Genomic DNA, 23889 nt, shown 5'->3' on the forward strand with positions numbered 1-23889 from the left:
AGTTGGGCGCCGGGGTCAAACGGTGCCGGGATCGTGGTCAGAAGCGGCACCCCCGGCGGGGGGACGCGAGGGCTTGCAGGGCGAGCCGGTGCAACCGTGGGTTGGCGGACAGGGCTCCGGTGCCGCCTTGGGGCGACGCGCCCAGCAGATCGGTACAGACACCGCCCGCCTCCTCCACGAGAATCTGTACGGCGGTGATGTCCCAGGGGTTCACGACCGGTTCGGCGGCGATGTCGAGGGTTCCTTCGGCGACCATGCAGTGTTGGAGGAAGTCTCCGAAGGCACGGTCCTCCCAGCACGCTTCGGCCAGGCGTAGATACGCCTCGCGCGAGTGGAAGGTGTCCCAGGTGCGTGTGCTGGTGGTGGACAGATATGCCTCGTCGAGGCGGGTGTTGCCGGAGACCCGCAGGGGCAGGGGGGCGCTGTCGATCGGCCCGCGCCGCAGCCAGGCACCCCGTTGGGCCGCCGCCCACCAGCGGCTGTGCAGGGCAGGGGCACTGATCACACCGACGGTGGGTCGGCCGTCCTCCAGCAGAGCGATCAGTGTGGCCCAGACCGGTACCCCGCGCAGGAAGTTCTTGGTGCCGTCGACGGGGTCGACCATCCAGGTGCGCCCGGCCGTGACGGAACCGCCGGTCTCCTCCCCGGCGAAGGCGTCGTCCGGGCGTGCGGACCTCAGCGCCTCGCGTACGGCCGTTTCGACGGCAGTGTCCGCGTCGGTCACGGGCGTACGGTCCGGCTTCTCCTCGATCCGCAGGTCGCGGGCCTGGAAGCGTCGGCCGGTGATGCTGTCGGCGATATCGGCGAGTTGCCGGGCCAGTTCGAGATCGGCCTGTGATGACATGGAGTACCTCTCCGCACCCAACGTAGGTTTTCGGGGCCGAGCCCTTGGCGATCCGCGCGGAGCGCCGAGGGCTGCCGGGATCACTTCGCGTGCAGTTCGAGCATGTGGTATTCCATGACCCGTACCTCCTCGATCCGGCGTACCCGGTGCAGCAGTTCGACCCGCATACCGGCTTCGTCGGCGCAGGCGTCGAGCCGTTCGCGGTCCCCGAGGTCGGCCGTGCCGAGCAGCAGTCGGCCACCGTCGGCCAGATGCTCGGGGGCGCCGGCGATGTACCGGGCCTGGCCCCGGTAGCCCGGGTCGAAGACGGCGGAGTGCAGATCAGTGGAGAGCGCGAAGCCGTCATCCACATAGGTCCAGGGCACGTTCCAGAAGACGGTGTCGAAGCGCTCGGTGGGCCCCAGGGCCGCGTACATGTCGCTGTGGAGCACGCGTACCCGGTCACTCACACCGTGCCGCTCCGCATTGGCAACCGTGTTGGCCACCGCCTTCTCATTGATGTCCAGCGCGGTGACGGAGGCGCATCCGCTGAGCGCGGCGGTCACGGCAATGACACCTGTGCCGGAGCCGACCTCCAGGAACGAGCCACCCTGCGGATAGGGCACGATCGAGGCCAGCACCTCGGTGGCGGCGCTCAGGGTGCTGGGGAAGACGCCCCGGTGCAGGCTCCATTCCCGCCCCAGCAGGGTGAAGGAGTCCGGCAGGTCGTCACCCACGAGGGCGTGTCGCAGGACCTGGGCCACGTCCTCGGGGGACTCCTTGAACGTCATGGTCGCTACCTCTTCGGTGGTGTCGGTCATCGGGACGGGCAGGCCGCGTACCGCACGAGTGCTTCGCGGTGCCGACCGATCTTGCGGAATGCCTCGGCGTACTGGTCGATGAGCGTCCTGTCCCCGGGCCAGTTGGTGAAGGTGGGCAGGGACAGCGCATGTCGCTCGACGTGCTCGGCGTGTGAGCCGGTCTCCGCCGCGGTGCCCTTCTTCGGCGTGCCCGGGAAAAGGGGGTTCTCCGGGCGGGCGTAGAGCGGCAGGGTCGACAGCCGGGGGCCGGAGGGAGCACCCACCTCCATGCCTTCGGCGCGCAGCGCCTCGATGAGTACGGAGCGTGGGACACCGCCCAGTGCCGCGGGCCGGTAGAGCGGTTTGTAGCCGTACCAGGCGCCCATGTCGACATGGTCGGCGACGTGCACCGGCTCCAGATAGGTCACGTCGCCGAGCTGCTCGCCGAAGTGGCGCAGACAGCGGTGCCGGGCCTCTTTACGGGCCGGGAACGCCGCGAGCGCGTGCCGGGCGACGATGGCGTTGAACGGCGACATGCGCAGCTTGAGCCCGAAGCCGGTGACCCAGTGCGTACGCAGGTCCTCGTCGAGGACAGTGTCCCGGGAGCGGTCCCGGTAGTGGCCGAGGAGAGTGGCACGGTCGTGCACCTGGGGGTCGCTCGTGACGAGGATGCCGCCCTCCCCCGCATAGACGGCCTTGTTCGCCTGGAGGGAGAAGACCGCGGCGTCGCCGAAGGTACCGACGGGCTTCCCCTTGTAGTGGCTGCCGTGGGCGTGCGAGCAGTCTTCCAAAACGCGCAACCCGTATCGCTCGGCGATCCCCAGGATCGCGTCCATGTCGCAGGGGTGGCCCCACTGGTGGACGACCGTGATGACCTTGGTGTGCTCGGTGAGCGCGGCTGGAAGTGCTTTGGGGTCCAGACCACGGGTGGCGGGGTCGATATCGGCCAGGATCACGTCACCGCGGAGCGCGAAGACGGGACTCAGCGCCGCGTGGTAGGTGAGGGCCGGTCCCACGACGTCCACGCCTTCGCGCACACCGAGCGCGAAGTAGGCGGCGAGCAGGGCGCTGGTACCGGAGTTGAAGGTGACCGCGAAGCGGGCTCCGCCGTTCAGAAAGGCGAGGAAATCGGCCTCAAGCCGGCCGATGGGACCACTGTTGCCCTTGATGGAGATGTCGGTGTTCCGCTGCTCGGCCAGTTCGGACAGCTCCGCCTCATCGGCAGGGGGCGGCCAGACCTCGTGCGGCAGCGGCTGTGCGACGGCGGGCGCGCCTCCGAAGAGGGCGAGTCGTTCGGCGGTGGTCATATGTCCTTCCTGCTTTCGCGGGTGGGCTCGGACCTTGACGGCAGAGGTCAGGCGCACCGGTCGGCGAGCTCGTTCCGCTCAGGAGAACGGTCCCGGTAGATTCCGTCGATCGTGCGCACGACGGCGAGTTGACGCTGAAGGTGGTCATGGCGGTAACCGCGATCGTCCAGATGGCCCAGATGGTGGGCGATCATGGAACGCGCGGTGTCGCTCTTGGGACGTTCCCAGATGTGGCGCTCCAGCGGCAGCCCTCCGACGGAGTGCAGGACGGCGACCCCGGGGACGACGCTCAACGCACCCTCCGTACCGAGCACGGAGAGGCGTTCGCTCTTCTCGTAGTGATGGCGTGAGATGCGCAGCGAGCCCACCAGCTCTGTTGAGGGGTAGCCGCACACGAGGCTGACGAGATCCTCCAGCCGGCGATCCCGCGTTTCCTGGTACTGGTGCACGAAGGCGGAGTGCACCCAAGGAGGTTCGGGTTGGGGGAACATTCCGCAGAGCACATCGATGAGGTGGTAGCCCATGTCGAGGAGCACGCCACCCATCGCCTGCTCCCTGAAGGCGCGCCAACCCTCGGTGGGATGAGCCAGGTTGAGGTGGTAGTCGTAGGAGAACCAGTAGGGCTTCCCGATCCGCGCGAGATTCTCCCGGGCGAACTGGAACACGGGGTCGAAGTTCCGTTGCAGCAGCGTGAAGACGCTGCGGTCGACCCCTTGCGCCAGATGTATCAGTTGCCGGGCTTCCTGCTCGGTGACGGCGAACGGCTTTTCCTTGATGACGTGCCTGCCGTGGGCCAGGATTTTCACACAGACCGGAAAGTGCTCACTGTGCGGCACGGTGACCACCGCGGCGTCGAAGTCGACTCTGTCGAGCGCCTCACCGAGGAGATCGTAATGCGGGAACCCCCACTCGCAGGCGAGCGATGAGGCAGCCGGGGCGGGGTCGACCCCGCCGACGATATCCGCGCTCTCCCGGATGATCGGCAGGTACTCCCTTCCTTGATGTCCGGAAAATCCGACCAGCAGTACTCGCGATCGAGAGTTCAGCTTCTTCAATTTGTCGCCGGGCATGCAGAAAACCCCCCTCACAGAACATCATTCGAGGATGACGCAGGCAGCCGGTAAGGCTCGTGGAGACCCCTGTCGGACTCTTGGACGCAGGGCGGTTCAGAGAGCTCCGCGGCTCTTCCCGGAAGCATCGGCGAGCCAGGCATGCGCTGCGGTCACAACGTCCTTGATGAAGGTACTGTTGCTGAGCAGTTCGTTCTCATCAAGCAGCGAGACTTCGTCGGCCGCTATCCAGGCGAACTCGGTGTGCTTGTCCCGTTCGAGTTCGGGTGACGAAAGGTCTCCGTCCACCTCGACGACGTAGTCCGACTCAATGTGCCGTAGTCCGTCCGCCGTCCACTCCTCGTGCGCCACCCGGGCGAGAACACAGCGCAGGCGCCACCCGGTCTCCTCCGCTATCTCCCTGTGGAGCGCGCCCAGGAGAGACTCGCCCTCCTCCACGGCGCCGCCGACGACGTCCCAGCACCCGGCGAAGAGGCGTCGGCCGGCCGCACGGCGCTGCACGAAGATCCGGTCGTACGGGTCGCGGATCAGCGCTCCCACCATCAGTCGGGATTCGGCGAGGTCGGCGATGGGTATGCGGGCCATTCTTCCCTCACCTCATTCACACATCATACTTATATGCGTCATACATCCGACTGACATATAGACGGATCCGGGTAATCCGAACCACGATATGGAACAGCCCGCATTATCACCGGATCGCAATTTTGAAGGTACCTGCGTTTCCGCCCTCAATACCACCTGGCCCCCTAGGGGCACATAGGTTCGCATCAGACTTCGGACGCCGCGGCTTCTTCGGGTCACTCATCGTGGCTCGGTGAGGGGTCGACCTCCGGTGCACCCGGCGCCCGGCAAGCCGGAGCAGCGGGGCCCTGTCGTACCACTCCCGCTCCCCCGGGCGGGTCCTTCGTTCACGGGCGTCGGGCGACCAGGAGGACATAGCCGATCTGTGGGAGCGCACCGAACCGGGGAAGGGAGCGGGTGAAGTTGAAGAACTCGTGATGGGGGTCGTCGGCGGAGGGTGCGACATCGCCGAAGGCGTCGGCGAACGCCTGGTAGGTGCGCCGTACGTGCTCTCCGATGTCGTTGAACTCCACCACCTCCAGACCCGCGCTGTTGAGGGCGGTACGGAGCTTCGCCGGTTCGGGCAGCGAGGGGGACTGGAACGCCCGGCACGTCCGACGGACCAGATCCGCGGCATCCCCGGTCACCGGCGATCGGAGCAGCACATCGGTGATGACCAGCGGGCTACCGGGGCGCAGGGTCCGGGCGATCTCGGTGAGGGCGGTGGTCCGGTCGGGGATGTGCATCATGGACTCGATCGCCCAGGCACCGTCGAAGGAGTCGGCTTCAAAGGGCAGCGCGCAGGCGTCCGCGTACTGGAAGTCCACCCGGTCGGCGAGTGCGGTGACGTCCGCCCGGGTTCGGGCGAGATCGATGTCCTGCTCGCTGATCGAGATTCCTGACACATGAGCTCCGGTGGCCCGGGCGATGCGCAGGGCGGGCCGTCCGGTTCCACAGCCGACGTCCAGCAGACGCCGGCCGGGTGCGGCGGCCAGTCGCTCCGCCACGAGGTCGGTGAGCCGGTCGGTGGCCTGGTTGAGCGAGCGGTCGTCCGCGGCGCTGTCCCAGTAGCCGAGGTGGATGTTTCCGTCGAGGGCCGCGCCGTCCGCGACCTCGGTCTGCTCGTCATCGAGCCGACCGAGGCCCGGTGACGACGGGACGGCGTGGTGCACGGATGGGTCGTTGGTCATGGAAGTCTCCCGAGCGTCGACGCCGTCTGCGGTGGCCGGCAGGGGTTCCCCTATAACGGCGGCGACAGCGTCGGTTTGACGGCGTTGCAGTTCGAGGCGTTGCGGGTGGCCTTACCGGAGCACCTGGGTGTTACGGACGGCAACCTCGGCTGTGCCCGGACAACCCGCGATCGGTTCGGTGCGTGGGCGGGGTCTGCGATGGGGAACCTGAAGCTGACGATCAGTTGATCGCCGAAGCCGTGGAAGTGGCCTTCGTCTGTGGCGATCAGCCGGGCCCCGGGGCGGTGGACCCGACCTGGGCCGAGGGCAAGGATCTCCGCCTCGGTGACCGATGCCGTAGGCCCTCTCCGGTTGGCGTCTGACGGTGGTGGTGGGCATCGAGGGACCATTTTCCCGGAGGACACGCAGTTCGTCCAGGGCGCCTGGGGGGGGAGCCGGTCGGACGAGTGGAGAGGGCCTGCCCGCGGGGACACCCGGCGCCTCGACATCGAGCGCGATGCCCGTCGGCGGATCGACTTCGGCTCCGGCGCCCACCCGTGTCTCGGCCAGCCACGCCCCCGCTCTGCCCCGTCGGTGGAGGGGCCCGCCACAAGCGGTCAGCGTCCGGCGCCTACAGCTCGGCATACCCCCCGGCGGATCGGAGTGGGTCAGGCGTGTGGTGCGCGTGGGGCGTCCGAAGTCGGAGCAGCGGCCTCGGACGCCCCACGCGCACCACAGGTGCGTCACAGGTCGAGCGTCACCGCGTAGGCCGAGAGCCAGGAATTGAGGCCGAGTGCCAGCTCCGTCCCGGTGCGGCGGTGCTGCGGACTGATATCGCCCACCTCGGAGCCGATCAGGCGCAGCGCGGCCGGCCGGTCGAGCAGCGGCAGGACCGGCGCGTCCGGGTCCGCCAGTACCTCGCCCAGGGCCGTACGGAGTCTCCGGTCGTACGCGGGGTCCTGGGTGGTGGGGTAGGGGCTCTTGACCCGGCGTACAACGGATTCGGGCAACAGATCGGCGGTGGCCGCCCGCAGCAGGCTCTTCTCCCGGCCGTCGAAGGTCTTCATCTCCCAGGGGACGTTGAAGACATAGTCCACCAGCCGGTGGTCGCAGAACGGCACCCGCACCTCCAGGCCCACCGCCATGCTCATCCGGTCCTTGCGGTCCAGCAGGGTCTGGACGAAGCGGGTCAGATGGACGTGGCTGAGCCGCCGCATCCGCCGGTCCACGGCGCTCTCGCCCGGGAGTACCGGGACCTCGCCCATGGCCTGGGCGAAGCTGTCGCGCAGGAAGTCGTCCATGCCGAGGGTGCGGAGCAGTCCGGGATCCAGCAACTGCTTGCCGTCGAAGAAGACCCGGGTGGCCGGGGCCAGCCAGGGGAAGGTCTCGCCCCGGACCGCCTCCGGGTCGAAGAACCAGCGGTAGCCGCCGAACACCTCGTCCGCCGCCTCTCCGGACAGAGCGACCGTGGAGTGCTGCCGTACGGACTGGAACAGCCGGTAGAGGGAGGGCCACATGTCACCCCAGTAGGCGGGGGGCAGATCCACCGCGCGCAGGACCTTCGCCCGCAGCCCGGGCTCGGCCATCTCCCCGCTTTCCAGCAGGATCTCCTGATGCTCCACTCCGACGTGCCGCGCCATGTCGCGGACGAAGGACGCGTCCGACGTGCCACGCAGACCATCGGCCACGTACTCCCGGCCGTGGGGGTGGAAGTCCACGGAGAACGACCGCAACGGCCCTTCGCCCCGCACCGTCGGACTCCTGGCGGCGAGCGCGGTGATCGCGGACGAGTCCAGTCCGCCCGAGAGCAGGGTGCACAGCGGCACATCGGATATCAGCTGCCGTTCGACGATGTCCTGAAGCAGCTCCCGGACCGTGCGGACGGTGGTGGGCAGGTCGTCGGTGTGTTCCCGGGCCTCCAGGGACCAGTAGCGGCGTTTGGTGAGGCCGCTGCGGGTGACCCGGACGACATGGCCGGGCCGTACCTCGTACATGCCCGAGAAGACCGCGTGTTCGGGGGACTTGACGATCTCCAGGATCTCCCGCAGCCCGTCGGCGGTGACCCGTCGTGGCACCTCGGGACGGTCCAGGATCGCCTTGGGCTCCGAGCCGAAGATCACTCCCGACGTGGTGGGGAAGTAGTAGAGCGGTTTGACTCCCATCCGGTCGCGGACGAGGAGGAGCTCCTCGCTGCGGGCGTCCCACACGGCGAAGGCGAACATGCCGTTGAGGCGTTCGGCGACGCCCTCGCCCCAGTGCAGATAACCGCGCAGGACGACCTCGGTGTCGCTGCGGGTCCTGAAGGCATGGCCATGGCTCGCTAACTCGGCGCGTAACTCGCGGAAGTTGTAGACCTCGCCGCTGTATGTGAGGCAGGCGATCACCCTTCCGTCGGCCTCGGCGGTCATCGGCTGTCCGCCGCCTTCGAGATCGATGACGGCGAGTCTGCGGTGCCCGAGGGCGGCGTGCCGGTCCGTCCAGACGCCTTCGGCGTCCGGGCCGCGGCAGGCCATGGTGCCGGTCATGGCGGCCGTCGCTCGCCGCTCGTGCCGGAGGTCGCGCTCGAAGTCCACCCATCCGGTGATGCCGCACATAACTGGCTCCCTGAGTCGTGTCCATGTGGAGGTCCTCGCGGAACGATCGTGCGGAGTGTGGTGCCGTCACCCCCGCAGCCCTGTGATCGTGCCACCACGGAACGCGGTTGTCAGGCTCCCGTCCCTCCGGGTGCCCCACGTCGGCGGCGTACCTCAGGGTCGCCGGCCGTCACCACCTGACGGCGGTCCGAGCGCCTCAGCAGCCGTTCTCGGCGCTGCCCGGGTGCGGTTCGGGGGCCTTGGGCCACGACCGACGTGACTGGTCGTCGGTCATCGTGGACGTGTGCATCGCCGGGCCCTGTACGAGATCGAAGCCCATCAGCAGGGCTTCGGCATAGCGGCGCCATGCCGCGGGCGCGATGTCATGGGTACGGTCGGCGATGGCACCGACCATGTACAGGATGGCGTAGACATCGGCGCTGGCGAAGTCCGCGCGGACCGTGCCGGCCGCCACCGCCCGTTCTGTCAGCCGGTCCACGCGGACGCGGAGATCGTCACGCAGTCTGTCGATCGGCTCGGTGTCGACGCTCGCGTTGGCGAAGATGATGTCCAGTGCCTGGTCCCGGGCCCGCCACTGCGCCGCTTCCAGCACGTAGTGGCGGAGTGCCTGTCCCGGCTCCGGTTGGAGCGCGGCCTCGGCCGCGATCCGGAGGAACGCGGTGAACCGTTCGGTGAACAGGGCGTCGATCAGTGCCTGCAGATCCGGGAACCGGCGGTACACCGTGCCGACTCCTATGCCCGCGGCCCGCGCTATCTCATTGAGGGGTACCGAGGCCCCCCGCTCGGCGAAGAGACGGCCCGCCGTCTCCATGATCAGCCGACGGTTCCGCTCCGCGTCCGCCCGCAGCGGTCGGCCTGTCTCCCGGTCCACGCCGGGCATTCTTCACCATCGCGGGGCGCCGCGGACGACCGGCCGTGCGGACCCGGCCGTCGCGGTGGCCCGGACACCGCCGGTCGGTGCGGCGGTTCGACCACGGGCCCCCCGGCGGTTTCGTGGCCGGTCACGACGGATCAACTCTCCCTACCGCAGGCCATGTTGACGAGCACTCCCATCAAGCGGATAGTTGGATCCACTTATCCGGAGTGCGGTCATCCGCGTGGCGGCTCGGCGGTGGCGGCGGAGAGCCGTGCGCCGCGTACCCACGTCGCCCGGGGCGGTCAGAGACTCCCCCCGGCGGCCGGTTCGATCCGGTCGGCAACGACGGCTCCGTACATCCGGAGGTACCTCGGTGATGGGGGACTGATGAGCGACATCGCGGACGGCATCGGATCAACGGGCGAGGCCGTGGCCGTCATCGGCCTGTCGTGTCGATTTCCCGGTGCGTCCGACGTCGAGGAGTTCTGGCGGCTGTTGAACTCCGGCACCGACGCGGTCACCACGGCCCCCGCCACCCGCGGGGACGGCGCCACGGGCCCCGCGCGCGGCGGATTCCTCAACCATGTCGACCAGTTCGATCCGGCCTTCTTCGGGATGACACCGCAGGAGGCCGACGCCACCGACCCGCAGCAGCGACTCGTCCTCGAAGTCGGTTGGGAGGCCCTGGAGCACGCCGGCGTCCGGCCGGACCGCACCGGACGTCTCGGTGTGTTCGTGGGTGCGATGTGGGACGAGTACGCCTCTCTGGTGGGAGCGGCCCCCGACGGCCCCACCCGCCACACCGCCACCGGAGTCCACCGCGGCGCCATCGCCAACCGGCTCTCGCACGCCCTCGGTGCGAGCGGACCCAGTCTCGTGGTGGACACCGGTCAGTCCTCCTCTCTCGTCGCCGTCCACCTGGCCTGCGCGAGCCTGCGCGGGGGTGAGTGCGAACTGGCCGTCGCCGCGGGCGTCAACCTGCTGCTGGGCCCGGAGAACTCCCGGATGCTGGCCGAGTGGGGCGGACTCTCACCGGACGGCCTCTGCCGCACCTTCGACGCCCGGGCCAATGGATTCGTACGGGGCGAGGGGGCCGCGGCCCTCCTGCTGAAACCGCTCTCCGCCGCTGTCGCCGACGGCGACACCGTCCTGGCGGTCATCCTCGGGTCGGCGGTGAACCACGGCAGCGCGGGCTCCCTCGCCACCCCCGACGCCACCGCGCAGCGCGCCGTCCTCAACAGGGCGCGCCAGGCGGCCGGAGTCACCCCCGGTGACATCCAGTACGTCGAACTCCACGGAACCGGGACCCCGGTCGGAGACCCCGTCGAGGCCGCTGCGCTCGGCGCCGAACTCGGGGTGTCACGCGCCGTCGACGACCCGGTCGCGGTCGGCTCCGTGAAGACCAACATCGGTCACCTCGAAGCCGCCGCCGGGGTGGCCGGCCTGATCAAGACCGTACTCGCGCTGCGCCGTCGCACCATCCCCGCGACCCTCCACCACGAGGTGCCCCACCCGGACATTCCCCTCGCCGAGCTCCGGCTGGACCTCCCCCGGCGGTCACGCCCCTGGCCCCACCCCGAACGGCGTCTCGTGGCGGGTGTCAGCTCCTTCGGCATGGGCGGCGCCAACTGCCATCTGATCCTCGCGGAGGGCTCCCGCCGTCCCGCACCCCGCACCACCACCACAGCGCCGCCGCCCGCCGTGCCCTGGGTGGTGAGCGGTCACACCGCGTCGGCACTGCGCGCACAGGCGGGGCGGCTGGCCGCCTTCGTGGCCGGATCCGTCGAGCCGCACCCCGTGGACATCGGTTCGTCCCTGGCCACGGGCCGGGTCGTGCACGCCCACCGGGCCGTCGTGGTCGGCACGGATGCGCGGGCCATGGCCGAAGCCCTCCGCGAGCTGCCCGGCGCCGGCCGGGCCGCCTCCCCCGACGCCCGTCTGTGCCTGATCCTCGCCGGCCAGGGCACCCAGCGCGCCCGGATGGGCCGCGAACTCCACGACGCCTATCCGGCCTACGCCCGTGCCTTCGACGCGATCCGCGGTCGCCTGGACCCCCTGCTGTCGCGTCCACTCGCCGATGTCATCGACTCGGGCCGCGGACTGGACCGGACCGGCTGGGCCCAGCCCGCCCTGTTCGCGGTCGAAGTGGCCCTGGTCCGGCTGCTGGAATCCTGGGGCGTACGACCGGACATGGTGATCGGCCACTCCGTGGGCGAGGTCGCCGCCGCCCACCTGGCCGGCGTACTCGATCTGCCGGACGCCTGCGCCCTGGTCGCGGCACGCGCACGGCTGATGCAGGCGCTGCCCGCCGGGGGCGCGATGGCCGCCGTCGAGGCCGCTGAGGACGAGGTCGCAGGGCTGCTGCGGGGCCGTACGGACGCGGCGGTCGCCGCCGTCAACGGACCGGCCTCTGTCGTGGTCTCCGGCGTGGAGTCCGCCATCGCGGAGATCGTGAGCGAACTGGGGGGCCGGGGCCGGCGCACCCAACGGCTTGCCGTCAGCCACGCGTTCCACTCACCGCTGATGGATCCGATGCTGGCCGAGTTCCGGGAGGCCGTGGCACAACTGTCCTTCCATTCCCCTCAGGTTCCCATGATCTCCACCGTGACCGGGACGAGGGTCACCGCGGCGGACATCGGGTCACCGGAGTACTGGGTGCGCAATGTGCGGCAACCGGTGCGCTTCGCCGACGCGGTCCGGCACAGCGGCGCGACCGCGTTCCTGGAGATCGGCCCGGCGGCCGCACTCACCGGCGCGGTCGCCGAGACCCGCCCGGACGCCCTGGCCCTGCCCGCTCTGCGGGCGGACCGGCCCGAGGCCGGGCAGTTGCTGACATCGCTCGGACGGCTCTTCACCCACGGCACCGAGGTCGACTGGCGCCAGTCGTTCGACGGCTACGGGCCCCGCCGGGTTCCCCTGCCCAGCTACGCCTTCCGCCGGTCCCGGCACTGGCTCGGCATCCGGCGCGACGGCGAGCCCGCGCGGGAGCCGGGCCGGGCCGACGCCCTCCGGCAGCGGCTCACCGCGGCACCCGGCCCCGGCACGGCCCTCCTCACTCTGGTGACCCGTCATGCCGGACATGTCATCGGCGTGGACGGTGCCGACATCGATCCGGAGGCGACCTTCCGGGACCTCGGCCTCGACTCGGGGGCCTCCGTCGAGCTGCGGAACGCGCTGCTGACCGCGACCGGGCTCCCCCTCCGGACGGGCCTGGTCTTCGACCACCCCACCCCCCGCGCTCTGGCGACCCATCTCCACGACCTGCTCTTCGCGGCACCCGGGCCCACTCGAACGGATGTCCGGCCGTCCGTCGAGGACGATCCGGTGGTCATCATCGGCCTCGCCTGCCGGTTCCCCGGCGATGTGTCCTCCCCCGACGAACTGTGGGATCTCGTCTCCCGGGGCCGGGACGCCGTCTCCACCTTCCCGACCGACCGTGGCTGGGGGTCCGCTCCGGTGGGACACGGCGGCTTCCTCACCGACGCCGCCTGCTTCGACGCCGGGTTCTTCGGCATCTCCCCGCGCGAGGCGCTGGCGATGGACCCGCAGCAGCGGCTGCTGTTGGAGACGGCCTGGGAAGCCTTCGAACACGCCGGAATCGACCCTGTCTCCCTGCGCGGCAGCGACACCGGGGTCTATGTGGGCGCCACCGCCGAGGAGTACGGACCCCGCCGGCACCAGGCGCCGGAGCACCTGAGCGGCTTCCTCCTCACCGGCAGCTCGCCCAGTGTCCTGTCCGGCCGGATCGCCTACGCGTTCGGCTTCACGGGGCCCGCGCTGACGGTGGACACGGCGTGCTCGTCGTCGCTGGTGGCGCTGCATGTGGCGGAGCGCGCGCTGCGCGCGGGTGAGTGCGGGATGGGGGTGGTCGGCGGGGTGACGGTGATGTCGTCGCCGGGGACGTTCATGGAGTTCTCACGGCAGCGGGGGCTCGCGCCCGACGGCCGGTGCAAGGCGTTCTCGGCGGCGGCGGACGGTACGGGGTGGGCGGAGGGGGTGGGCGTCCTGCTGGTGGAGCGGTTGTCGCGGGCGCGGCGGCTGGGTCACCGGGTCGTCGCGGTCGTCCGGGGTTCGGCGGTGAACCAGGACGGTGCGTCGAACGGGTTGACGGCGCCGAACGGGCCCGCGCAGGAGCGGGTGATCCGGCAGGCGCTGGCGAACGCGGGGCTGTCGCCCGCGGATGTGGATGTGGTGGAGGCGCACGGTACCGGGACCCGACTGGGCGATCCGATCGAGGCCGGGGCGCTGCTGGCGACCTACGGCCAGGGACGCGACCCCGGGCATCCGCTCTGGCTCGGCTCGGTGAAGTCGAACATCGGACACGCGCAACACGCGGCGGGCATGGCCGGTGTCATCAAGACGGTGCTGGCCATGCGGCACGGGCTGCTGCCCAGGACCCTGCACGCCGAGGAACCGTCACCGCACATCGACTGGTCGTCGGGGGCGGTGGAGCTGCTCACCGAGGCCCGGGAGTGGCCGGTGGGCAACCGTCCGCGGCGGGCCGGTGTGTCGTCGTTCGGGATCAGCGGGACCAACGCCCACGTGATCCTGGAAGAGGGGGATCCCGAGCCCGCGCCGCTTCCGCCGGCTGCCGATCGGGTGGTCCCGTGGGTGGTGTCGGCCCGGGGCCCGGGGGCGCTGGAGAGGCAGGTGGAGCGACTGGCGGGGTGGTCGTACGGGGCGGATGACCGCCTGGCGGCGGGGTGGTCGCTGGCCGCGGGCCGTGCGGTGTTCGAGCACCGGTCCGTGCTGCTGAACCCGGGCCGGGGTACGGGTGGTTTCGTACGGGTGTCGGGGGTGGCGCCTGGTGATGTGGGAGTGGGCCTGGTCTTCGGCGGTCAGGGCGGCGGGGGTGTGCGGACCGGCCGTGGACTGTACGAGGCGTTCCCGGTGTTCCGCGCGGCGCTGGACGAGGTGGCGTCGGGGCTGGGGCTGGACGGGGCGGAACTGGCCGGCGCGGGTGCGGTGCGGGGAGGCACGGGTACGGAGCAGCCGGTGCTGTTCGCGGTCCAGGTGGCGCAGTTCCGGTTGTTGGAGTCATGGGGCGTCGCTCCCGCGGTGGTGGTGGGCCACTCGGTCGGGGAGCTGGCGGCGGCCCATGTGACGGGGGTGTTGTCGCTCAAGGACGCGTGCACGGTGGTGTCGGCGCGGGCCCGGTTGATGGAGGAGTTGCCCGCGGGCGGCGTGATGGTCCTGGTGGAGGCGTCGGAGGACGAGATCGTGGGCGCGCTGGAGGGACGTGAGGGCGTGGCGATCGCGGCGGTGAACGGGCCGCGCGCGGTGGTGGTGTCGGGTGCCGAGGCCGCGGTGGAAGGGGCACTGGGCGCCCTGGGAGGCCGTCGGGTGCGGCGGTTGGAGGTGTCGCACGCCTTCCACTCGCCGTTGATGACTCCAGTGCTGGAGAGGTTCCGACAGGTGGTGGCGGGCGTGTCGTGGGGAGCGCCCCGGTTGCCGGTGGTGTCGTCGGTGACGGGCCGAGCGGTGTCGGGAGAGTGGTCGGACCCGGAGCACTGGGTGGACCACGTGGTGCGGACGGTGAGGTTCGCGGACGCGGTGGCGGCGGCGTCCCAGCGGGCGGGTGTGTGGGTGGAGCTGGGCGGCGGAGCGGTGCTCTCCTCCGTTGTGGAGGGGTGTGTGCCGGCCGTGCGGGCGGACCGGGGGGATGAGTTCCAGGCGCTGTGCGCGGCGGCGCACCTATGGGTACGGGGCGGGGGTGTGGACTGGCGGTCGGTGCTGACGGGGCACGGGGAAGGTGCCGGGGGCGGGGGCGCGGTGCTTCCGTCGTATCCGTTCGAGCGGGAGCGCTACTGGCTCGCTCCCACCGGCGGGGGGTCCGCGTCCGCGATCGGCATGACGGAGGCAGGGCATCCGCTCCTGGGGGCGGTGGTCGAACTTCCGGACGGTGGAATGGTCCTGACGGGGAAGGTCTCGCCGCACACCCACCCCTGGCTCGCCGATCACACAGTCCTCGGTTCCGTCCTGCTGCCCGGCGCTGCCTTCGCCGACCTGGCCGTCGCCGCCGGCGACCGGGTGGGGTGCCCCCGTGTGGAGGACCTGACCCTGACCGCCCCGCTGGTGCTGCCCGGAGAGGGCGATGCATCGCTCCGCATCACCGTGTCGGCGCCGGATCCGCGCGGGCGGCGGGACATCGGCGTCGACGCCCGGCCGGGCGTCGACGGGAGCTGGACGAGACACGCGGACGGGGTCCTGGGCGCCACCGTGCCGCCGCCCGCCGCCGAATCGGGGGCATGGCCGCCACCGGGAGCGATCGAGGTCGGCGTGGCGGACGCCTACGCCCGGCTCGCCGGGCACGGATACGCGTACGGCCCCGCCTTCCAGGGCCTTCGGCGGCTGTGGCGGGCCGGCGACGCACGGTACGCCGAGGTGGAGTCGGCCGGGGACGGCACCGGCACCGGCGGTTTCGTGCTGCATCCCGCGCTGCTCGACGCCGCGTTGCACGCCTGGCTGCTCGACACGGCGTCCGGGGACGGGCCCCGGTTCCTGCCGTTCGCCTGGCGGGGCGTCGACGTCCACGCCACCGCCGCGACCCGTCTGCGGGTACGGATCACCCCCGCCGGGTCCGAGGCGGTGAGCCTGAGGATCACCGACGCCGAAGGGACACCGGTCGCCACGGTCGAGTCACTGACCTGGCGGGCGGCGGCGGACCCGCTGGAGGAGCGGCCGGACGGTGAGGTCTTCGGGGTGGCATGGGAACCCGTCGAGGTGTCGTGGGTCGAGGGCGCGAACCGTGCCGAGCTGCCCTGGGGCGACTCCCCGGACCGGCTCACCGATGTCGTGCCGCCACTGGTCACCGTGTCGGTGCCGGGCGTCACCGACGGGGACGTCGTCGGCGCCGCCCACCGGCTCTGCCATCAGGCGCTCCGACTGGTGCGGGACTGGCTGGCGGATGATCGGTTCGCCCACGCCACCCTGGTGTTCGTGCTGGACGAGCACGATGTCGCCGCGGCGACCGTGCGCGGTCTGGTCCGCTCAGCGATGACCGAGCACCCCGGCCGGTTCCGGATCATGGCCACGGACGGCCCGCCCCACAGCGGCCCACACCACGGCGTCCCGTGCCCCGACACGGAGGAACCCGAGATCGTCCTCCGCGACGGAGTCACCCTGATGCCACGTCTGGCCCGGCCCGCCCCCGACAACGACGCGCCACCCGCCCACTTCGACCCGGACGGAACCGTTCTGCTCACCGGCGGAACCGGCGAACTGGGCGCTGCGCTCGCCGGACATCTGGCGCGCGACCACGGCACACGGCGGCTGCTCATCCTGAGCCGCCGCGGCCGCGCGGCACCATCGGCGGACCGGCTCCGCGCCGAACTGGCGCCCCTGGGTTGTGAGGTCACCGTCGTCGCCTGTGACGTGGCCGACCGGGAAGCCCTCGAAGCCGTCCTGCGCGACATCCCCGTCGAGTATCCGCTCCGAGGCGTCGTCCACGCGGCCGGGGTGCTGGACGACGGCGTCGTGACCTCCCTCACCGAGCCGCGGCTGGACGCCGTACTGCGGCCCAAGGTCGACGCGGCCTGGGCGCTGCACGAAGCGACGCGCGGCCTGGAGCTGACCGCCTTCGTCCTCTGCTCCTCGATCTCGGCGCAGATCGGGGCCGCCGGTCAGGCCAACTACGCCGCGGCCAACGCCTTCCTCGACGCCCTCGCGCCGCACCGGCGGGGGCAAGGGCTTCCGGCGACCTCATGGGCATGGGGCCTGTGGGCGCCGGCCGGGGGAATGGCGGCTTCCCTGACGGACACCCAACTGGCCCGCATGGCACGGATGGGCGTCCTGCCGCTGGACCACCGGTCGGGCCTGTCCCTCTTCGACACGGCGCTGCGCCTGAACCACCCCCAGGCCGTACCGATGCGGTTCGCGGCCGGAGCCGTACGGGCCGACGCGGTCCCGCCGATCCTCCGCGGCCTGGTCGGGACCACGGCTCCGGCTCGCCGGGTCGCCCGGAACGGGACCGCCGCGGGGCTCGCCGCACTGCCGCCCGGTGCACGCGAGGGCGCGGTGACCCGGCTCGTACGGGAGCGGACGGCCCGGGTCCTCGGCCGGACCGACCCCGACGCCATCGCGTTGCACCGCACCTTCCAGGACCTGGGCCTCGACTCGCTGACCTCGGTGGAACTCCGCAACGGCCTCACCGCCGAGGCCGGCACGAAGCTGCCGACCACGCTGGTCTTCGACCACCCGACGCCTCAGAGCGTGATCGATTACCTGCTGGCCGGGCTGTCCGGAGAACGGTCCGGCGCTTCGGACGCTGCGGAACGGACCCCGGCTGCGGTGGGCCAGGCGGAACCCGTGGCGATCGTCGCCATGGCCTGCCGCTACCCCGGCGGGATCCGGACACCGGAAGACCTCTGGAGCGTCGTCGCCGAGGGGCGCGACACGGTGTCCGGCTTCCCCCTGGACCGGGGCTGGCCCGCCGACCTGCACGACCAGGACCCCGAACGGCCCGGTCACACCTACGCCACCGGCGGCGGCTTCCTCCATGAAGCGGCGGAGTTCGACGCCGCGTTCTTCGCGATCTCCCCGCGCGAGGCACTGGCGATGGACCCGCAGCAGCGGCTGCTCCTGGAGACGGCCTGGGAGGCGTTCGAACGGGCCGGCATCCCGCCCGAATCCCTGCGCGGCAGCCGGACCGCGGTGTTCGCCGGGCAGATGTACCACGACTACGCGCCCGGCGCCGACCGGATGCCCGGGGAACTCGAAGGCATGCTGCTGACCGGCACGACCGGCAGTGTGCTGTCCGGCCGGCTCTCCTACACCTTCGGCCTCACCGGGCCCGCGGTCACCGTGGACACCGCCTGTTCCTCATCGCTCGTAGCGGTGCATCTCGCCGCACAGGCCCTGCGGAACGGCGAGTGCTCCCTCGCCCTCGCGGGCGGCGTGACCGTGATGTCGACACCCGGCACCCTGATCGAGTTCGCACGTCAGCGCGGGCTGTCCGCCGACGGCCGGTGCAAGCCGTTCTCCGCCACCGCCGACGGGGTCGGCTGGTCCGAGGGCGCCGGCCTCCTGGTCCTGGAACAGCTGTCGGACGCAGTACGGAACGGGCATCCGGTCCTCGCCGTCGTCCGGGGTTCCGCGGTGAACCAGGACGGTGCCTCGAACGGGCTGACGGCGCCGAACGGGCCCGCACAGCAACGGGTGATCCGGCAGGCGCTGGCGAACGCGGGCCTGTCGCCCCTGGACGTGGACATGGTGGAGGCACACGGTACGGGGACCAGGCTGGGCGATCCGATCGAGGCCGGGGCGCTGCTGGCGACCTACGGCCAGGGGCGCCACCCCGAACACCCCCTGTGGCTCGGCTCGGTGAAGTCCAACATCGGACACACCCAGGCCGCTGCCGGTGTCGCCGGCATCATCAAGACCGTCATGGCGATGCGCCACGGGCTGCTGCCCAGAACCCTGCACGCCGAGGAGCCGTCACCGCACGTGGATTGGGCGGCGGGCGGAGTGGACCTGCTCCGTGCCAGCCGACCCTGGCAGCGGACGGACGCCCCGCTCCGCGCCGGTGTGTCGTCATTCGGCATCAGCGGCACCAACGCCCATGTCATCCTCGAACAGGTCACCGCCACCGGAACCCCGCGCACCGACCGGGACCCCCGCCCGCCGTTGGCCGGTCCGGTTCCCACCGCGGTGCCGTGGGTGCTCTCCGCCGGGAACCTTCCCGCCCTGCGCGAGCAGGCCGGACGTCTCGCGGAGTGGCCGGCCGACGCGCCGGTCGACGTCGCGCACTCGCTGATCACGGGAAGAACGGTGTTCGAGCACCGGGCCGTTGTGATCGGCACCGACCCGGATGAACTGCGGGCGGGGCTACGCGCCCTCGCCGCCGGCGCGTCCGACCACCGGGTGGCCCTCGGCGGGCCGGCCGAGCCGTCCGGTGCCGTGGTGTTCGTCTTCCCTGGCCAGGGTTCCCAGTGGATCGGCATGGCCGCGGAACTGCTGACCACCGCTCCCGTGTTCGCGGAGTCCCTGCGCGCCTGCGACCGTGCCATCGGTGCCCTCACCGGCTGGTCCGTGGTCGCCGCGATGACCGGCGCCCCCGACGCCCCGCCGCTGGACCGGGTCGATGTCGTCCAGCCCGCGCTCTTCGCCGTGATGGTCTCGCTCGCCGAATTGTGGAAGTCCTGGGGCGTCCATCCCTCGGCGGTGGTGGGACACTCACAGGGCGAGATCGCGGCCGCCCATGTCGCCGGTGGGCTCTCCCTCGCCGACGCCGCGCGCATCGTCGTCCTGCGCAGCCGCGCGCTGACCGAGATCGCGGGGACGGGAGGCATGTTGTCCGTGCCCCTGCCCCGTACGGAGGTGGAGAAGGCCATCGCCGGCCGGTGCGGACACCTCTCGGTCGCCGCCGTCAACGGACCGCACGCGACCGTGGTCTCCGGCCGGCTCGCGGATGTCGACACTCTCGCGGCCGAGCTGACGGACTCCGGGGTCCAGGTGCGGCGCGTCCCTGTGGACTACGCCTCGCACTCGGCCCGGGTGGAGCCTTTGAAGGAGCGGCTGCTCAGCGAGCTCGCGCCGATCACCCCGGCCTCCGGCACCGTCCCGATGTGGTCCACCGTCACCGGAGGGCTCCATGACACCGCGGACATGGACGCCGCGTACTGGTACGAGAACCTCCGGCGTACCGTGCGCTTCGACACCGTGATCGGCGAACTCCTGGACCGCGGGCACGACACCTACGTCGAATGCAGCCCGCACCCCGTGCTCACGGTCGGGATCCAGGACCTGGCCGAGAGCACCCACCGGGACACCGTCGTCACCACCGGTTCCCTCCGTCGCGACCGGGGCGGCCCGGACCAGCTCCTGCGCGCCGCCGCCGAACTGTTCGTACGGGGCCGCGCCGTGGACTGGGGCCGCTGTCTCGGCGCGCCCGCAGCCCGCACCGTCGACCTGCCGACCTACGCCTTCCAGCGGGAGCGCTTCTGGCTCACCCCGGCCCCGCGCGGTTCCGATGTCACCGGTGCGGGGTTGGCCGGCATCAGCCACCCACTGGTCGGGGCCGCCCTGGACCTGCCGAACGGCGATCTCGTCCTGACCGGGCGGCTCTCCCTGGACACCCGGCCCTGGCTCGCCGACCACACCGTCTCCGGCCGGGTACTCGTCCCGGGCACCGCCTTCGTCGACCTGCTCACCACGATCGGCGACCGGGTGGCGGCACCCTGCCTGGAAGAGGTCATGATCACGGCTCCCCTCGTGGTGCCCCCGGAGGGAGCCGTGCTGATGCGAGTCGTGGTCTCCCCCGGCGTCGGGGACGGCCGACGACGCCTCACCCTCCACTCCCGTACCGAGTCCGATGCCATCGGCGGCCGACCGTACGGCACCGAACCGCCGTGGCACGAGCACGTCACGGCGGTCCTCGGCACCGAGGGCGGCGCCCCGGTGGAGCTGCGTTCCTGGCCGCCGGCGGACGCCGCCGAGGTCGACCTCGACGGCGCCTACGAACAGCTCGCCGCCGACGGCTACCGGTACGGCGACAGCTTCCGGGGCCTGCGGCGACTCTGGCGGCACGGCGCCGACCTGTACGCCGAAGCCGTCGCCGACTCCACGCCCGCCGATGGCCACCTGATCCCGCCGGGGCTGTTCGACAGCGCCCTGCACCCCCTGCTGCTCGACGGCGACCGGGCACGCGGCCTGCCGTTCGTCTGGCGCGGTGTACGCGTCCACGCGTCCGGAGCCGGTCGGATACGGGTACGGCTCAGCCCGGCCGGACCCGGCTCGGTGGCCGTGGCGATCGCCGACAGCACCGGCACACCCGTACTCTCCGTCGACTCCCTCACCGTGCGCGCCCCCGGCACGCCGCCTCCCGCTGACGACACCCCGGATGCCCTGCACCTCCTCGATCTCATCCCCCTCGGACAGCACCCGGAGCTCACGGACCACGCGCGGCACGACTGGGCGGTCCTCGGCGAGCTACCGGGCTGGTGGCCCACCGGGTGGGCCGCCCCACCGCGCTTCTCCGACCCGGTGGACCTCGCGGGCGCGGACGGCCCACCGCCCGCCGTCGTCCTCGCCCCGGTCGCCGTCCCCGGCGCCGGTCACCGCACGGACACCGCCGCGCGGACCACGGTGCACCGTACGCTCGGCCTGCTCCGCTCCTGGCTCGCGGACGAGCGACTGGACGCCTCGGAGCTGGTCGTCCTGACCTCGGGAGCCCGGAGCGCCGACCCCGCGCAGGCCGGTGTCTGGGGCCTGCTCGCCACGGCACAGACGGAGCACCCCGGCCGGTTCCGGATCGTCGACGTCGAGAACGAGGCCGCCGCGCGCCGGCTTCCCGCAGCCCTGTCCGTCACGGAGCCGCAACTGGTCCTGCGCGAGACCGGGATGACCGTCCCCCGTCTGGTCCCGGCGCACCGCCGGCCGGCGCTGCCCGTCCCCGACAGCGCCGCCTGGCGACTGGAGACATCCGGTTCCGGGACGCTGGAGGGCCTCGCGCTCGCCACTGCCGACACCGACACGGTCCCGCTCGTGGAGGGACAGGTGAGGATCGCCGTACGCGCCGCCGGGCTGAACTTCCGCGATGTCCTGATGGCCCTCGGCATGTACCCGGGCGACGTCGTCCTGGGCAGTGAGGGCGCGGGGATCATCACCGAAGTCGGCCCGGGCGTCACCGACCTCGCCCCCGGCGACCGGGTGATGGGCCTGTTCCCGCACTCCTTCGGCCCCGTCGCCGTCGCCGACCGGCGCACCATCGTCCCCGTACCCGACGGCTGGAGCTTCGCCGAGGCCGCGTCCGTACCGGTCGTCCATCTCACGGCGTACTACGGGCTGGTCGACCTGGCCGGCCTCCGCGCCGGGGAGAGGGTGCTGATCCACGCGGCCACCGGGGGCGTCGGCATGGCCGCCGTCCAACTCGCCCGCCACCTCGGGGCGGAGGTCTTCGGCACCACCGGTCCCACCAAGCGGCGGGTGCTGCGTGACCTCGGCGTGGACGAAGAACACAGCGCGTCCTCACGCTCCCTGGAGTTCGAGGACCACTTCCGCGCCGCCACCGCCGGCCGGGGCGTCGATGTGGTGCTCAACTCCCTGGCCCGCGAGTACGTCGACGCCTCGCTGCGGTTGACCGCGCCGGGCGGTCGCTTCGTCGAGATGGGCAAGACCGACATCCGTCGCGCCGACGACGTGGCCCGTGACCACCCCGGCATCACCTACCGGGCGTACGACCTGATCGACGCCGGGCCCGACCGGATCGGGGAGCTGCTCCACACCGTCCTCGCCCTGTTCCGGAGCGGCGCCCTGACCCTGTCGCCACTGCGGGCCTGGCACATCCGCCGGGCCGAGGACGCCTTCCGGCACCTGCGCGAGGCCCGACACACCGGCAAGAACGTCCTGACCGTGCCGGCGCCCCTGGACCCCGCGGGCACCGTCCTGATCACCGGCGCCACCGGCACCCTGGGCGGCCACCTCGCCCGGCACCTGGTCCACACCCACGGCGTACGCCACCTCGTCCTGGCGGGCCGCAGCGGTACGGCGGCCGAGGGCGTACCCGCCCTGCTGGCCGACCTCGACGCGGCGGGCGCCCGGGTCTCCGTCGTCGCCTGCGACGTGGCCGACCGCGACGCCGTGGCCGAACTGCTGGCCGCCGTACCCGCCGGGCATCCGCTGACCGCCGTCGTGCACGCCGCGGGCGTCCTGGACGACGGCACCCTCACCGCTCTCACCACCGATCAGGTCGACCGGGTGCTGCGCCCCAAGATCGACGCCGGATGGCATCTGCACGACCTCACCCGCGACCTCGACCTGTCCGCCTTCGTCCTCTGCTCCTCCGTCGCCGGTGTCAACGGCGCGGCGGGGCAGGCGAACTACGCCGCGGCCAACACCTTCCTCGACGCGCTCAGCCGCCACCGCGCGGCACGCGGCCAGGTCGCGCTCTCCCTCGCCTGGGGCCTGTGGGAACAGCCCAGCGGGATGACCGGCCATCTCACCGACACGGACCGGCGGCGCATGGCCCGCAGTGGTCTGGTGCCCATGACCCCGGAGGAAGGGCTCGCGCTCTTCGATGCCGCACTGGCCCTCGGAGATCCCGTCGTCGTACCGGCCGGGCTCGACCCCCACGCCCTGCCCACCGACCCCGGGCGGGTGCCGCCGCCGCTGCGCGCCCTGGTACGGCCCGCGGCCAGGCCCGCCGCGGCACCCGACGGCGACGGCGACGGCACGCTCACCGCGAGGCTGCGCCGACGGCCCGGGGCCGAGCGCCGCGACGCGCTGCTCGACCTCGTCACCGCGGCGGCGGCCACCGTGCTCGGCCACCCGGACCCGGTCGCGGTACGGGACGCCCGCGCGTTCCGGGAACTCGGCATGGACTCGCTCACCGGCGTCGAACTGCGCAATCGGCTGGCCGCCTTGAGCGGGCTCCGCCTCCCGGCCACCCTCGTCTTCGACCATCCCAGCCCCGCCCAGGTCGCCGATCACATCCTCGGCAGGCTCGACCTGCCCGCGGACGAGGACCCGGTGACGGCCGGACTGCGCGCGATCGGTGACGGCCTGGCCGCGGTCATCGCCGACGACAGCGCACGAGGACGCGTCGCCCGCCGGCTCAGGGAGCTGCTCGACGCCTGCGCCGCACCCGGCGGGGACGGCACGGAGGACACCACCGGGCCCAGCGATCTCGACGCCGCCACCGACGACGAACTCTTCGCGCTGGTGGACCAGGACCGGTCCTGACCACCCGCACCACCCTGCCTGACGTGA

Annotated in this window: 9 protein-coding genes; 1 reads left to right on the plus strand and 8 read right to left on the minus strand. The window is 71.9% G+C overall.

Annotated elements, in window-relative coordinates; translation table 11 throughout:
- Positions 1–37 precede the first annotated feature (37 nt).
- The 8 genes from hisN to ACH4S7_RS20785 form a co-directional block, all read right to left on the minus strand.
- Positions 38–844: a histidinol-phosphatase gene (gene hisN / locus ACH4S7_RS20750; protein WP_398522678.1), complete on the minus strand. Its 807-nt coding sequence runs from the start codon at positions 842–844 to the stop codon at positions 38–40.
- 80 nt (positions 845–924) lie between these two features.
- A complete protein-coding gene (locus ACH4S7_RS20755) occupies positions 925–1614 on the minus strand; it encodes a methyltransferase (RefSeq protein ID WP_398522679.1) in 690 nt (229 codons plus the stop codon).
- A 26-nt stretch (positions 1615–1640) separates the two neighbouring features.
- On the minus strand, positions 1641–2930 hold the full coding sequence (locus tag ACH4S7_RS20760; protein ID WP_398522680.1) for a DegT/DnrJ/EryC1/StrS family aminotransferase: 1290 nt from the start codon (positions 2928–2930) through the stop codon (positions 1641–1643).
- A 47-nt stretch (positions 2931–2977) separates the two neighbouring features.
- Positions 2978–4000 carry a Gfo/Idh/MocA family protein gene (locus ACH4S7_RS20765; protein ID WP_398522681.1) on the minus strand — a complete coding sequence of 341 codons (1023 nt, stop codon included), beginning with the start codon at positions 3998–4000 and terminating at the stop codon, positions 2978–2980.
- Between the two features lie 96 nt (positions 4001–4096).
- Positions 4097–4585 carry an NUDIX hydrolase gene (locus ACH4S7_RS20770; RefSeq protein WP_398522682.1) on the minus strand — a complete coding sequence of 163 codons (489 nt, stop codon included), beginning with the start codon at positions 4583–4585 and terminating at the stop codon, positions 4097–4099.
- A 326-nt stretch (positions 4586–4911) separates the two neighbouring features.
- Positions 4912–5754 (minus strand): SAM-dependent methyltransferase, encoded by an 843-nt coding sequence (locus ACH4S7_RS20775; protein ID WP_398522683.1) that lies wholly within the window; start codon positions 5752–5754, stop codon positions 4912–4914.
- Between the two features lie 722 nt (positions 5755–6476).
- Entirely contained in the window at positions 6477–8327 is a 1851-nt protein-coding gene (gene asnB, locus ACH4S7_RS20780) for an asparagine synthase (glutamine-hydrolyzing) (protein WP_398522684.1), read from the minus strand.
- Between the two features lie 196 nt (positions 8328–8523).
- Positions 8524–9198 carry a TetR/AcrR family transcriptional regulator gene (locus ACH4S7_RS20785; protein ID WP_398522685.1) on the minus strand — a complete coding sequence of 225 codons (675 nt, stop codon included), beginning with the start codon at positions 9196–9198 and terminating at the stop codon, positions 8524–8526.
- Positions 9199–9570: 372 nt separating this feature from the next.
- On the opposite strand from ACH4S7_RS20785, the gene ACH4S7_RS20790 reads away from it, so the two are divergent.
- Positions 9571–23862, plus strand: a complete 14292-nt coding sequence (locus tag ACH4S7_RS20790) for an SDR family NAD(P)-dependent oxidoreductase (RefSeq protein ID WP_398522686.1) — start codon at positions 9571–9573, stop codon at positions 23860–23862.
- Positions 23863–23889: the final 27 nt, after the last annotated feature.

It is taken from the genome of Streptomyces sp. NPDC020965 (assembly GCF_044333555.1).
Classification (GTDB): domain Bacteria; phylum Actinomycetota; class Actinomycetes; order Streptomycetales; family Streptomycetaceae; genus Streptomyces.